This window comes from Lactobacillus sp. ESL1191, from assembly GCF_058504435.1.
Map to the genome: position 1 here is coordinate 650,163 of NZ_CP196365.1, position 13,959 is coordinate 664,121.

Below are 13,959 nucleotides of genomic sequence, written 5' to 3' on the forward strand. Positions count from 1 at the left end.
TCTTACATCAGAGTCATTTTTATTTATCTTTATTTTCTGCCTTGTTCTGATCGGGATTTTTGCTAGTCCGCTTTTTCTTTTTATCATCTGGAACTGTGGCAAATTTGTCAAATAATTTTTCTAAGTCATCTTGTTTTTTGAAAGTTAAACCCATTTTTCTGCTTCCTTTCGTTTTTATTCATTATAAGCAAAAATGTTCCGCTAGGCCAGGGAAACTTTACTCGCCCCCGATGATAGAGTGTTTAGTAAGCTCAGAGTGAATTATTTGCCGGTATTTTATGTTAGAATTGATAAAGCAAATTTGGGGAGGTGATTTTTTGGCAAGTGCGTTAATTGAAAATAAGTTGAAGTTGCTACCGGCTAAACCTGGTTGTTACTTAATGAAGGATATTAACGGTAAGGTAATTTACGTTGGCAAGTCAAAAAATCTACGGAGTCGGGTTCGTTCCTACTTTAAAAGTAAGCAAGTTGGACGCCGGGCCGAATTGGTACGGGAAATTCATGATTATGACATCATTACTGTTTCTACTGATAAGGAATCTTTTTTATTAGAAGTTACTTTAATCAAAAAGTACCAGCCTTACTATAATGTCCAGCTTAAGCAGGGCACTGGCTATCCCTATATTGAGATAACGAATGAGCGTGATCCACAGTCTAAGTTAACTAGTATTGTGCGCAAAGACGGAGGTTATTACTTTGGTCCTTACCCTAATGTTTATGCCGCCCAAGCGACACTGAAGTTTATCCAAAAAGTTTTTCCCTTGCGGCGGTGTAATGGCAAACAGGGCCGCCCATGTCTATACTATCATATGGGTCAGTGCCTGGGGGCCTGTTTTAAGAGCGTGCCCAAGGCGGAATATGAGGCTCAAATCAAAAAAATCAAGAGTTTTTTGAATGGTGATATTGCTTGGGTTAAGCAGGACTTGAAGCAAAAAATGGTGCTTGCGGCCCAAAAACTGGAATTTGAGCGGGCAGCAGAGCTGCGTGACCAGCTCAACTACATTGAGGAAACGGTCGAAAAGCAAAAAATTATCTCTAATGACAGTACCCAGCGTGACATTTTCAACTTTTATGTCGATAAATCCTGGATTTCTGTGCAAATCTTCTTTTTGCGGCAGGCTAAGCTGCTTAGACGTGAAACCAAGATATACCCGCTGACTGACACTAATGATCTCGAAAATAGTTTTGCCGCTTTTATTGCGCAATTTTACGGGCAGAAAAATCGGGTCCTGCCTAAGGAAGTCTTAGTACCGACTGGACTTGATAATGAGGCCTTAAGTGAAGTATTAAAGGTACCGGTGAGGACACCCAAGCGGGGCCAGAAGCGGTCCCTACTAGAGATGGCCAAGGAAAATGCCAAGCTCAAGCTCGATGACAAGTTCCGGCTCCTTGAATTGGGGAACCGCAAGACTAAAGGTGCGCAGCAAGAAATTTTTGCAGCCTTGGGCTTGCCCTATGGTCAGGTAATTGAAAGTTTTGACCATTCACATATTCAGGGGACTGATCCGGTTTCTGCCCTGGTTGTTTTTAGGGATGGCGAACCGGATAAGAATTCTTATCGTAAGTATAAACTGAAAGGTGAGGTCGAGCACCAAAACGGGGGCGATGAAGTAAAAAACACCCGTGAAGTTGTACGGCGGCGTTACAGTCGGCTCTTACGTGAGCACCAAGAATTGCCTGACCTGATTTTGATGGATGGGGGTCAGATACAAATGGATGCCTGCGAGGATGTTTTGCGTAATGAGTTAAATCTTAATATTCCCGTAGCTGGCATGGTTAAAGATGATAAGCACCGGACCAACCATTTGCTCTTTGGTGATCCGCTTAACGGCCTGCCCATGAAATTGATCCCGCTTGATCCCAAGTCCCAGGGTTTTTATCTGATGACCCGGATTCAGGACGAGGTTCACCGCTTTGCAATCACTTTTCACCGGCGTACGCATGCCAAAAATGCCTTGTCGAGCAAATTAGATCTGGTTAAGGGAATTGGTCCCAAGAGTCGGAATAAGTTGTTGCGCCAGTTTGGTTCACTAAAAAAAATTAAGGAAGCCTCAATTGCTGAGTTACGTGCAGCAGGGCTGACGCTCACGCAGGCGCAGACGGTTAAATTAACACTGTAAGGAACTAATTTTACCGGTGATTAACTGCCTTTTATGGTATAGTATTAAGGTTAGAGAAGACGGAAGGAGAATCTACATGCCGACATTTGTCGATCAAACTAAGATTGAAGTCCAAGCCGGTAAGGGTGGGGACGGCATTGTTGCTTTCCGCCATGAAAAATATGTTCCTAATGGTGGTCCGGCTGGTGGTGACGGTGGTCGCGGTGGTAGCATTATTTTTGTTGCTGACAGCGGTTTAAGAACCTTAATGGACTTTCGTTACCGACGCAAGTTTAAAGCTGATAGCGGAGAGAATGGCCGCATTAAGTCCCAGTACGGGCGCGGTGCCAAGGATCTATACCTGCGCGTGCCGGTAGGAACAACCGTCTATGATTTTGATACCAATGAAGAAATTGGCGATTTAACTAAAAATAAGCAGGAATTGCTAGTCGCACGTGGCGGTCGCGGCGGTCGTGGAAATATTCATTTTACGACTAGCGTCAATACGGCCCCTGAAATTGCTGAAAATGGCGAACCCGGTGAAGATCGGGTTTTGCGTCTGGAGCTGAAAGTCTTGGCTGATGTCGGTTTAGTTGGCTTTCCTTCTGTGGGTAAGTCAACCTTGCTGTCGGTAGTTACCAAGGCCAAACCCAAGATAGCAGCCTATTCCTTCACTACCCTGACCCCCAACTTGGGAATGGTTATTTTGCCTGACGGGCGGGATTTTTCGCTAGCGGATTTACCTGGTCTGATTGAAGGTGCAAGTCAGGGAGTTGGTCTGGGCATTCAGTTTCTGCGGCACATTGAAAGAACCAAGGTGATTCTGCACCTGGTGTCAATGGATCCCAATAATGGGCGCCAGGCATTGACTGACTATCAAGCTATTCGCAAGGAGTTGCTGACTTATGATGCAGATCTGGAAAAGCGCCGCGAGTTGATTGTTGCCACCCAGCTTGACTTGCCGGGTTCGGCGGAAAAACTAGCTGAGTTTAAGCAGGAACTTGAACAAGCCGGGATAAACAAGCCGGTATATGCAATTTCTAGTGTTACGCACCAAGGTGTTGATCACTTGATGCAGGATACGGCTACTCTAGTTGATCAGGTTGAACAAGAACAGGTACCGGCTGCGCCAAGTCCAAAGCAAACGGTCAAGGAATACAAGTACCAGGCACCAAAGAAGCATGAGTTTACCATTAACCAGCTTGCTGACCACGTCTTTGAGGTTAAGAGTGCCAGTCTGGAGAGACTGGTTGAGCGGACAAACTTGGATTACCAAGATGGGGTTATCCGGCTTGCTCGCAAGTTGAAAAACTTAGGTGTCGATAACGAGTTGCGAAAAAAAGGAGCCGTTGATGGCGACGATGTAATCATCGGCACTTTCAATTTTGAATTTGTGCAATAAAGAGAAAAGTTAGAAAAATGAAAAAAAATCGGTTTATTACGGGATATTCTGGACTTAGAGCATTGGCAGTTGTTGGGGTGATTTTGTATCATCTTGAGCCCGATACTTTTGTTGGTGGGTATCTTGGTGTACCGATTTTTTTCGTTTTGTCGGGTTATTTGGTTACGTGTCAGATGTTAAAGGCCTTTGACAAAACTGATTTTTTTGATTATCAAAAATTTTATTGGGCTAGACTAAAAAAGCTCTATCCGGCAATGATTTCGGTCTTATGGTTGTCTGCGGCATATATTTTGCTGTTTCAGCGTAATCTGCTGGCAAAATTAGGTCAAATTGTCGGGGCCAATCTGCTCAATGTATATAACTTTTGGCAAATTTTAAATGAGCAGAGTTACTTTGCCCGGTTTGCCGCTAACGAGTCCCCGTTCACACATTTGTGGACAATGTCAATTAACGGACAATTTTATCTTCTATGGCCGCTGGTTATCTTTCTCTTGTTCAAGTATGGTCAAAAGAAAAGAAATATTTTTGGGGCCCTGCTAATTTTGTCGCTGGCTTCTGCGCTTGAAATGGCCGTTTTGTACCGGAGCGGAACAGACATTAACCGGATATATTACGGCACGGATACCCGCTTTTTTGCTCTAGGTTTAGGTGCTAGTATGGCTGCGGTTTGGCCTCTAGATAAACTGAAAACTAAAATCCAACCAAGAGATGTCTATCTCTTGGATATTGTGGGTCTGATTGCCTTAAGCGGAATGATTATTTTATTCTTTAGTCCAAGCATGAATGCTGAAACAGCTTTTCCATATACCGGTGGGATGTTGCTGTTTACGGTTTTGACTACGTGTTTGGTAGGAGTTACTGCGCACCCTGGTAGCCACTGGAATAAGTGGTTGACCAATCCGGTTTTTACTTGGTTGGGTTCGAGAAGCTATGAAATTTACCTCTATCAGTTTCCGGTGATGATCTTTTTTGAAAACAAGGTAACTGATATGGCGGATCATGTGTTCTTATACCATCTTATTGAAGTTGTCATCATTCTAATTCTAAGTGAACTAGCTTATCGCTTCATTGAGCGGCCACTTGGTAAAGTAACGTGGTCAAAAACCAAGCAGTACTTTGCTAGGGTGGTCAACTACCGGAGTAAAAACTACTTGCTTAAGCTCCAGACTTTGCTGGCCGTAGTTGTTTTGCTAGTGGGTAGTGTTGCAATTGTAGTTTCACCAACGGTCAAGGCCGAAGATTACGAAAAGACGCCATTGGCGCAACGAATTCGGGTCAACCGGCGTCAACAGGCCAAGACCAACCGGGCATTGATTTTAAAGTTGAAAAAAGCCAAGAAAAAAGCCCAAAAAAAGCATAAACTAGTTAATGAGGCACAACGAGCCGCCAAAAAACATCCAGTAAACAAACAGTTTGTGAAATATGGCATCGCGCAAGTCGATCTGCAATTAAGTCAGAGAATTTCTTTGACCGCGGTAGGGGATTCGGTTATGGCCGGATCAAGCAACGATTTGTCAATGATGATGCCTAAAGCAGTAATCGATGCGGCTGTCTCACGGCAGCTAAATATGGCCTCTCAATTGTTCAGCAGTTACCAGGCACAGCATATCCTAGCTGATAATATCCTCATTGGACTTGGTACCAACGGTAGCTTTTCCATGGCGGATATTGATCATTTAATGAAGTTGTTGGGACCCCAGCGGCAGGTTTTTTGGGTCAATCTGCATGTGCCCAATCGGTCGTGGCAAAATCAAGTTAACAACCTGTTAGAGCGAGCAGCCCGGCGGTATCAAAACTTGACGATCATTGACTGGCACCAGTACTCAGCCCAACATCCGCAGTGGTTCTATGAGGACAATACTCATCCCACGCCGACTGGATCAAAGTATTACAGCGCCTTGATCGTGAAAACGATTGTTGAACATGCAAAATTTTAGAATAGGAAACATATGGAGTTACAATTTTTAGGTACAGGAGCAGGCCAACCATCAAAAAAGCGAAATGTCTCGAGCATTGCTTTAAAAATGCTGGATGAAATTAATGAAGTCTGGCTCTTTGATGTGGGTGAGGCAACGCAGCACCAGATTCTGCGGACCAACATTAGATTACGTAAAGTAAGTAAAATTTTTATTTCACATAATCATGGCGACCATATTTTTGGGTTGCCAGGCTTGTTGGCAACCCGGTCATTTCAAGGTGATGTGGGACCTCTGACGATTTATGGTCCGGCGGGGTTAGAACAATTTGTTAGAACTGCTTTAAAGGTTTCGCGGACTAAGATTTCTTATCCCATCAAGTTCGTGAATCTGGAAGAGGGAGGTCTCATCTTCCAGGGCCAAGGCTTTAAGGTTTGGACGGAAAAACTCGTCCACCGCGTTCCTAGCTTCGGCTACCGGGTAGTTGAGGAAGCTCGTCCAGGTGAGCTTTTAATGGACCAGTTGGCGCAGTATAATGTACCTAACGGGCCATTACTAGGTAAACTGAAGAATGGCGAGCAGGTCACACTAGGCGACGGCACAGTATTGGATGGTAAGGACTTTTTAGGACCCAGCAAGGCGGGACGGATTGTCACAATTATCTACGATACTAGGTCGACGCCGGCAATTGCCGAGTTGGCCCGTGATGCGGATGTGTTGGTTCATGAATCGACCTTTGCCGGTGATGAGGCTGATCTAGCTCGTTCGTATTATCATTCGACTGCCGTCCAAGCAGCTAAGGTGGCACGTGATAATGGGGTTAAGCGTTTGTATTTGGACCATATTTCGGCTAGATACTTGGGCGTTAAGGCCAGAAAGTTAGAAAGTCAAGCAGAGAAAGTTTTTCCCAATACGAAATTAGCCAATGATTTTGATCGGGTAGTGATTCCAATGAAAGGTGAACAAAATGAGTGATTCTTTAAGAAACAAGGTTGTAATTGTGACAGGGGCTTCCAGCGGAATTGGTCGGTCAGTTGCCCTAGAGAGTGCAGGCCGCGGAGCCACAGTTATTTTGCTGGCTCGGCGTAAGGACAAGTTAGAGCGGATTGCTGCTGAAGCGCACGAGTTATCAGGCGCGCCAGCTTATGCCTTTGTGACCGATATGAGCGAGAGCGAAGAGATTGATGCGACTTTTACCGAGATTGTCAAAGTAACCAAGCACGTTGACTACCTCGTTAATTGCGCTGGCTTTGGTCAATTTGGTAACTTTATTGAAATGAACCGGAGGGTCATTACGTCAATGTTTCAGGTCAATGTTTTGGGGTTAATGTATTTCACACGGCTGATTGGTCGGCTCATGATGGACCAAAAGAGCGGTCAAATCGTTAACTTTGGTTCGATTGCGGGTAAGGTGCCAACGGTTAAGTCGGCGGCATACAGTGCTTCCAAGGCAGCAGTAATCCAATTTTCTAATGTGTTACGGCTAGAGTTAAAACCATTTGGCGTGAAGGTAATGACGGTCAACCCGGGCCCAGTTTATACCAACTTCTTTAATATTGCTGATAAGAGCGGACACTATGTCGAAAACGTGCAAAAGTTTATGCTCGATCCAGATGATGTTGCCTGGCAAGTTGTTCATTACTTTGGTAGTAGTAAGCGTGAACTTAATTTGCCACTTAGTCTGGCTCTGGCTGCGAAGTTATATAACCTCTTTCCCACGATTGGTGATGAGTTGTCAATTAAGTTTGCATCAAGGAAGTAGTAAGTGATGAAGAAAGAAACGCAACAAATAAAATTAGTGTTGGCCTTAGTCCTCAGTTTATTGGCAGTTATCTTTGTTGTTCTTAATACGGATACTGTTGCCATCAACTTTGGTCTCTTCAAGTTTAAGTTACCCTTGATTATTATTCTCGTGCTGATGGTAATTATTGGTGTTTTGATTGGTTGGTTTTGGGGGTCAAATGGACACCATCAGGACAAGAATAACTAATATAGCTTGATTTATTCGCAGACGAATAGTATCATTAACAAACGTGAAGTGTTTGAGGCACTTTTTAATAGTGACCTGAAAACGTAATTCTACAATAAAGGAGATCAAGTAAATGGCAGTTCCTAAGAGACATACTTCCAAGCAAAAGAAACGTTCACGTCGTGGTCATATCAAATTGACTGTGCCAGCAATGCACTATGATGCAACTACTGGTGAATATCGTTTGAGCCACCGTGTTTCACCTAAAGGTTATTACAAGGGTCGTCAAGTTGTTAGCGAAGCTAGTAACAATGACAACAACTAATTAAAAGACACCAAAGTTGGTGTCTTTTTTTGTTTCAGAGGATCGACATAGTGAGAATAAGAAATGACAAAAATAGTATTTTTAAGTAGCAGTGATATTCATGGCTATATTATGCCAACGGATTATCAAAAAAAGGCTGAGTATCATGCAGCCGTGGGCTTAAGTAGGGTTAGCAGCGTGATTAAGGCGGAACGGGCTAAATTTGGCGCTGAGAATGTTGTAGTAACTGATGCTGGGGATTGTTTGCAGGGATCACCGCTGGCTGCCTACGTCTATTCAACTGGAGATCTGGCGGTTTTAGACAAGTATACCGATCTTTATAATCTGGTTGGCTATGATGCACGCTGCCTTGGTAACCATGATTTTGATTATGGTCTCAACTTTTTAAAGCATTACCTTAACCGCAACCAAGTCCCTTTTTTAAATGATAATATCTTAGATGCTCAATCCATGCTCCCGGCCCTGGGGCAGAGTTATCATATACTGGTCAAAAACGGTATTCGGATTGGCTTGCTAGGGGTAACCACTGAGAAAGTCCCTGATTGGGAACCAGCGGCCAATGTTGCGGGGCTAAAATTCACCAGCGCTTATGCACAAGTGAAGCACTATGCGAAAATTTTGCGTAAGCAAGTGGATGTCTTGGCGGTTATTTACCATGGCGGCTTTGAGGCAGATCCGTTAAGCGGAACTAAAACTGAGCCGGCTAACGGTGAGAATGAGGGTTACCGGATTTTGACCGAGTTGCCTGAGGTTGATGTGCTTTTGACTGGTCACCAGCACCGCAAGCTGGCCTTAGTGACAAAGAACACGGCAATTGTCCAGCCGGGGTACCGCGGTGAAGCAGTTGGTGAAGTGATTTTGGAAATTGATGATAAGAGTAAAGAAATCCGCTCAAAGACAGCTCGTCTGCTTGATGTGCACGCTTATCTACCAGACCAAGCCTTGCTTGACCATTGTTCTGAACTTGAGCAAGCTACCCAGTCCTGGCTTGACCAGCCCTTGGCCCACTTACCTGAGCCGGCTCCCTTGGGGGATGCCAATCATGCTCGACTGGTAGGAGCCCCATTTATCAACCTCTTACAAGAAATGCAGCTATTTTTTACCCAAGCAGATGTCTCAGCAACTGCGGTCATGAGCGATACTGCTCCGGGTTTTGATCGGGAAGTGACGATGCGGGACATCTTACTTAATTACCCTTATGCTAACCAACTCTGTCTAGTCCGGCTGACTGGTCGTCAACTGCGGGAAATCATTGAATATAGCCTGGCTTTTTTAGAAAAAAATGACCAGGGTGAAGTCACTTTTGCCCCTCCGTGGCGCAACTTGCTTTTTAACTTTGATGTGTTTTATCCGGTGAACTACCAGGCTGATATTAGTCAGCCGCCTGGTCACCGCCTTACTCAGTTGGACTTAAAGGGGAAGCCACTTGCAGATGAAAAAAACTATCATTTGGCGGTTAATAGCTACCGTGCCCATGGCGGTGGCTTTTATCCTGGATATAGTGCGGACAAGATTGAAAAAACGATGGACAAGGATTATGTTCAGATGTTTCAGGAGTTTTTGACGCAGACCAAGGTGGAGGTTGATAGACGTCAGAATTATCGGTTTAACTAAAAAACCATTAGCCAGAAGGCTAATGGTTTTTAATTTGACGTACTTTAAGCTATTTGAGTTTAGAATACTTACTGTTGTCCTTAACAGAACGCGCAGTAATGGTTGGAACAATTGCTGCAAACAATACCCCAAAGATCACACCGACAATGGCGGCTTCGCCTAGGTTAAAAACATGCTGGGTTAATGGTGCAGCGATAAAGCCCACGATTAACATGTAAACAACACTCCAAAAGACAGTCACAATATAACGACTCATAGCACTTCCCTCTTTCATAGATGAATTTTAGCAAAGTTTATGCACGTTTTCAAACTAAAAGAGTTGTTTTTGTTATACTAAATTTAGTGGAAAGGTGGCCTAAAAATGAAAATTGCTGCGCTACAAAATATTAGTTCGTTTACCTTACTAGAAAGCCCAATTAGAATTAAAGACTTGTTATTGACTGCCAAAAAGCAGGGTTATGAAGCTGTGGGGCTGACTGATGTAAATGTCACTTATGGCTTAGTTAACTTTTATGAATTAGCCCAAGAGGTTGGTATAAAGCCACTCTTAGGGATGCAGGTTCGGTTAAATGGACTGATTGACAGTGCGCATCGATATGATCTGATTATGCTGGCCAAAACGGATGAGGGTTATCGTAACCTGCTCCGCTTATCCAGTCGCATTAACTTGTTGACCGAAAATGGCACCAACCAGAAGTTACTGACCATTGAGCAGTTAAGCAAGTACCTAGAATATTTGACAGTAATCACGCCGGCAAACACACACAGTGAATTAGTCAGTTTGCAGGAGCAAAATGGTAGTCAAGGAAATGACTTCGTCCGCCAGCTGGTTAAGTTAATTCCGCAGTCATCTGCACTCTATCTTGGTGTCTACGGGTCCAGCCAGCCAGCCAGTTACCTTACTTATGTTCAGGAATTGGCCAAACAGTTCAACCTCCCGCTAGTAAGTGTGGAAGATACCTGCTATTTAAAGCCGCAGGAGCAATTTTTGCAGAAGACGCTGCGCGCTGTTAAAAGTGGTACAGTCATGGAAAATGTTGCTGAATTAGCCAAGCAGAAGGGGTCGCACTATTTGCCTGGGGCGCTAGAAGTGAGCAGTCGATACCATGATTTAGGCTTAGCTGAAGCAGTTGAAAATACCTGGAAAATTGCCCAGGAATGTAATGCGCAGGTCAATTTTCAAAACCCGGTTTTACCTAAGTACAAGCAAACTAAATATGCAACTTCTAAGGAGTATCTCACTTTTTTGGCCCAGCGCGGTCTAGCAGAACGGTTCAGTCCGGGCAATGTTCCAGCGCAGTACCAGCGGCGGCTCGACTACGAGTTAGACGTTATTGATCAAATGGGCTTTAATGATTACTTCTTAATTGTTTGGGATGTCATTAATTATTGCCACCGTGTTCAGATTGCAACTGGACCAGGAAGGGGATCAGCATGTGGATCATTGGTTTCTTATGCTTTGCAGATTACAGAGGTTGATCCACTGGAATATAACCTTTTGTTTGAACGGTTTTTGAATCCAGCGAGACACGAAATGCCTGATATTGATCTGGATATACCTGACAACCAACGTGATGAAGTGATTAAGTATATGTTTACCAAGTATGGCTTGGACCATGCGGCCCAAATTCTCACTTTTGGAACGCTTGCCGCCAAGCAGGTTTTGCGTGACACCGGGCGGGTTTTTGGTTTGACCGAGGTGGGGCTGAGTAAGTGGTCCAAGAGTGTGCCTTTTGCCAAAGGCAAGATTACGCTTGACGAAGCTTATGAGCGTTCCCGCACCATGAAGCTGTTGGTTGGTTCAGATGACAAGAGTGAGTTGCTGTTTCAGACCGCCAAGAGCTTAGAGGGCCTGCCGCGACATTACTCGATTCATGCGGCAGGTCTGGTGCTTAGTGACAACTCGATTGCTGCTATTTCGGGTCTCCAAACAGGACAATTGGGCATTCCTGTCACCCAGCAAACTAAAAAATATGTTGAAGCGTTGGGGCTACTTAAGATTGACTTCTTGGGTCTGCGTAACTTGACCATCTTGGGCGACACGGAAGAATTGATCCGCAGTCAGGATAAAAAAATTGCGGTTAATCAAATTCCGCTTAATGATCCTGAAACGATGAAATTGTTTCAAAAAGGTGAGACTGATTTAGTCTTTCAGTTTGAATCAGGTGGAATCAGGGGGGTTTTGCGTGATTTGCACCCAGATAATTTTGAAGACCTGGTTGCGGTCAATGCTTTATATCGTCCTGGTCCGATGCAAAATATTCAATCGTTCATTGCCCGCAAACATGGCAAAGAAAAAGTCACATATCCCGATCCGAGCCTAAAAGAGATTTTGGTGCCAACCTATGGAATATTGGTATATCAGGAGCAGGTCATGAAGACCGCCCAAATTTTAGCTGGATTTTCTCTTGGGGAAGCCGATATTTTACGGCGGGCCATGTCGAAGAAAGACCAGCAGGTCATTGCCCAAGAGCGGGCTAAGTTCATTTCTGGGGCAGTTGAAAAGGGTCGGCCACGTGAAGTAGCCGAGCGGGTTTATAACTATATTGAACAGTTTGCCAATTATGGGTTTAACCGGTCTCATGCTGTGGCCTATACCAAAATCGCCTTTTGGTTAGCTTATTTACAGGTACATTATCCAGCTGAATTTTATGCGGCAATGCTAAATTCCAATACTGGTAACCGCCTTAAGATTAATGATTATATCATTCGGGCCCAGGGAACGGGGGTCAAGATTTTACCACCGGACATTAACCGCAGTAGTCTCGACTATCAGGTGGGTAATGGACATATTCTGGTTAGCTTGCGAGCAATTAAGGGGGTAAGGCTCGACTTTCTAGATCAGATTGTCAAGGTTCGTAAGCAAAAGGCCTTTAGTTCCTTTAGTGACTTTTTGCGGCGGGTTGATCCCAAGTTCATTCAACCCAAGGTGATCCAAGCGATGATTAAGGCAGGCTGTTTTGACCGAATTGCCAATAACCGCAACGAGTTGCTGGAAAATAGTCAGGAAATTATTGAGAATGTTGAACTAACTGGACAAAATCGTACTCTTTCAAAAAGTCTGGGCGGTGTGCCGATCAAGCCGGCAAAGCAGCCTAGCAAGCAAGCGAAAGCGACAATGGAAGAGGAGGCGCTAGGCTTTTCAACAATGACCTCCCCGCTGGTAGCGGTCCAAAAGTATGCCGAGCAGTTTAATGCTCGGCCGCTTAAGCAGTTTGAAGTTACCGATAGCGGTGTGGCAGTTGGTAAGCTCATGACCCTTAAATTAGTCAAAACCAAAAAGGGTACAACTATGGCTTTTGGCAGCTTTGTGGACGCGACTGGCAGGGAAGACATCACGATTTTTCCTAGTGTTTACGAAAAAAATCAAGAAAATTTACAGGCGGGCAACATCTATTTACTGGGAATTAAGGTGCAGAGTGATCGTTTTAATTCCAGTAAGAAACAATTTATTTTGACCAATTTAAAGCTGGTTAAGTTTAAGGATTAGGCAGTTTTTGCGCAAAGGTGAACAAATCACAGCTGTTAGCGCTAACATCGAAAAAGACCGGTAAATCGGCAAAATATCTAGTTTTTCAAGAGATTTTTTGCAGAAAAAATGGTAGAATTTAAGGGATGTGAGAAATTACACAATAAATCTTGATGAGGTGAATCATGAAACGAATTGGTATTTTAACGAGCGGCGGTGATGCCCCGGGTATGAATGCAGCCGTTCGGGCGGTCACTAAGACCGCTATTCATAACGGACTCGGCGTCGTTGGTATTCGTTATGGTTATGCGGGCTTAGTTGCAGGCGACTTTGTCACCTTAACTGCAGAGAACGTTGACCATCTGATAAGTTCGGGCGGTACTTTTCTTTACAGTGCGCGTTACCCTGAATTTGCACAAAAAGAGGTGCAAGAAAAAGGGGTTGAGCAGTTAAAAAAGCATGACATTGATACCGTAATTGTGATTGGTGGCGATGGTTCCTACCACGGTGCCTTGGCTTTAACCCGTTTGGGTATCAACTCAATTGGCTTGCCAGGTACCATTGATAACGACATTCCTTGCACAGATTATACGATTGGCCTTGATACTGCATGTACTACTGCGATGCAGGCAATTGACAAGATTCGGGATACGGCAAGTAGCCACCACCGGGTCTTCATCGTTAACGTCATGGGACGCAACTGCGGCGATATTGCTATGCGGGTTGGTCTTGCCAGCGGTGCAGATGCTATTGTGGTGCCGGAACGGTCTTACGATGTTAAAGAAATTGCCAAGACGCTGCAAAGCGGCTTTGCAGATGGTAAAGACCATGGTATTATCGTATTGGCAGAGGGTGTCATGGACGCTGCCGATTTCAAGACAGAACTGCTACAGTACGGTGACTTTGATGCGCGCGCAAGTGTTATCGGCCATATGCAACGCGGCGGTTCGCCAACTGTGACTGACCGGATTAATGCCACCAAAATGGGCAATTATGCGGTTAAGCTACTCCTTGATGGCAAGGGTGGTCTAGCTGTCGGTATGAAAGGTGGTCAGCTTGAAACCCATGATATTCTTGACTTGTTTGAGGAAACTCATGATAGCGAAGAAGCGTTAATCGATATAAATGAGGAAATGACTAAGTAATAGTCGAATTTGAGGAGATT

At 44.4% G+C, this 13,959-nt stretch carries 12 protein-coding genes; 10 read left to right on the plus strand and 2 right to left on the minus strand.

Going from position 1 to position 13,959, the window contains the following annotated elements:
• Positions 1–19: 19 nt before the first annotated feature.
• Positions 20–154: an SPJ_0845 family protein gene (locus ACSYSN_RS03475; protein ID WP_491712773.1), complete on the minus strand. Its 135-nt coding sequence runs from the start codon at positions 152–154 to the stop codon at positions 20–22.
• A gap of 163 nt (positions 155–317) precedes the next feature.
• Between ACSYSN_RS03475 and uvrC the strand changes: the two genes are divergently transcribed.
• From uvrC to ACSYSN_RS03515, 8 genes are all read left to right on the plus strand, one after another.
• Positions 318–2,120: an excinuclease ABC subunit UvrC gene (uvrC, locus tag ACSYSN_RS03480; RefSeq protein WP_491712774.1), complete on the plus strand. Its 1,803-nt coding sequence runs from the start codon at positions 318–320 to the stop codon at positions 2,118–2,120.
• Between the two features lie 76 nt (positions 2,121–2,196).
• Positions 2,197–3,501, plus strand: a complete 1,305-nt coding sequence (obgE, locus tag ACSYSN_RS03485; protein ID WP_491712775.1) for a GTPase ObgE — start codon at positions 2,197–2,199, stop codon at positions 3,499–3,501.
• A 17-nt stretch (positions 3,502–3,518) separates the two neighbouring features.
• A complete protein-coding gene (locus tag ACSYSN_RS03490; RefSeq protein WP_491712776.1) occupies positions 3,519–5,438 on the plus strand; it encodes an acyltransferase family protein in 1,920 nt (639 codons plus the stop codon).
• Positions 5,439–5,450: 12 nt separating this feature from the next.
• Positions 5,451–6,392: a ribonuclease Z gene (gene rnz, locus ACSYSN_RS03495; protein WP_491712777.1), complete on the plus strand. Its 942-nt coding sequence runs from the start codon at positions 5,451–5,453 to the stop codon at positions 6,390–6,392.
• Positions 6,385–7,179 (plus strand): SDR family NAD(P)-dependent oxidoreductase, encoded by a 795-nt coding sequence (locus tag ACSYSN_RS03500; protein ID WP_317638147.1) that lies wholly within the window; start codon positions 6,385–6,387, stop codon positions 7,177–7,179. Before rnz ends, ACSYSN_RS03500 begins: the two co-directional genes overlap by 8 nt.
• A 6-nt stretch (positions 7,180–7,185) precedes the next feature.
• Positions 7,186–7,407: a lipopolysaccharide assembly protein LapA domain-containing protein gene (locus ACSYSN_RS03505; protein WP_491712893.1), complete on the plus strand. Its 222-nt coding sequence runs from the start codon at positions 7,186–7,188 to the stop codon at positions 7,405–7,407.
• Positions 7,408–7,519: 112 nt separating this feature from the next.
• On the plus strand, positions 7,520–7,711 hold the full coding sequence (rpmF, locus tag ACSYSN_RS03510; RefSeq protein WP_317638149.1) for a 50S ribosomal protein L32: 192 nt from the start codon (positions 7,520–7,522) through the stop codon (positions 7,709–7,711).
• A 63-nt stretch (positions 7,712–7,774) separates the two neighbouring features.
• On the plus strand, positions 7,775–9,325 hold the full coding sequence (locus ACSYSN_RS03515; protein WP_491712778.1) for a bifunctional metallophosphatase/5'-nucleotidase: 1,551 nt from the start codon (positions 7,775–7,777) through the stop codon (positions 9,323–9,325).
• Between the two features lie 49 nt (positions 9,326–9,374).
• Here the strand turns inward: ACSYSN_RS03515 and ACSYSN_RS03520 are convergent, their stop codons facing one another.
• Positions 9,375–9,581, minus strand: coding sequence for a YjzD family protein (locus ACSYSN_RS03520; RefSeq protein ID WP_317638151.1), 207 nt, complete (start codon positions 9,579–9,581; stop codon positions 9,375–9,377).
• A 105-nt stretch (positions 9,582–9,686) separates the two neighbouring features.
• On the opposite strand from ACSYSN_RS03520, the gene ACSYSN_RS03525 reads away from it, so the two are divergent.
• Together ACSYSN_RS03525 and pfkA are read left to right on the plus strand one after the other, a co-directional pair.
• On the plus strand, positions 9,687–12,815 hold the full coding sequence (locus tag ACSYSN_RS03525; protein ID WP_491712779.1) for a DNA polymerase III subunit alpha: 3,129 nt from the start codon (positions 9,687–9,689) through the stop codon (positions 12,813–12,815).
• 164 nt (positions 12,816–12,979) lie between these two features.
• Positions 12,980–13,939 (plus strand): 6-phosphofructokinase, encoded by a 960-nt coding sequence (pfkA, locus tag ACSYSN_RS03530; RefSeq protein ID WP_491712780.1) that lies wholly within the window; start codon positions 12,980–12,982, stop codon positions 13,937–13,939.
• Positions 13,940–13,959 lie beyond the last annotated feature (20 nt).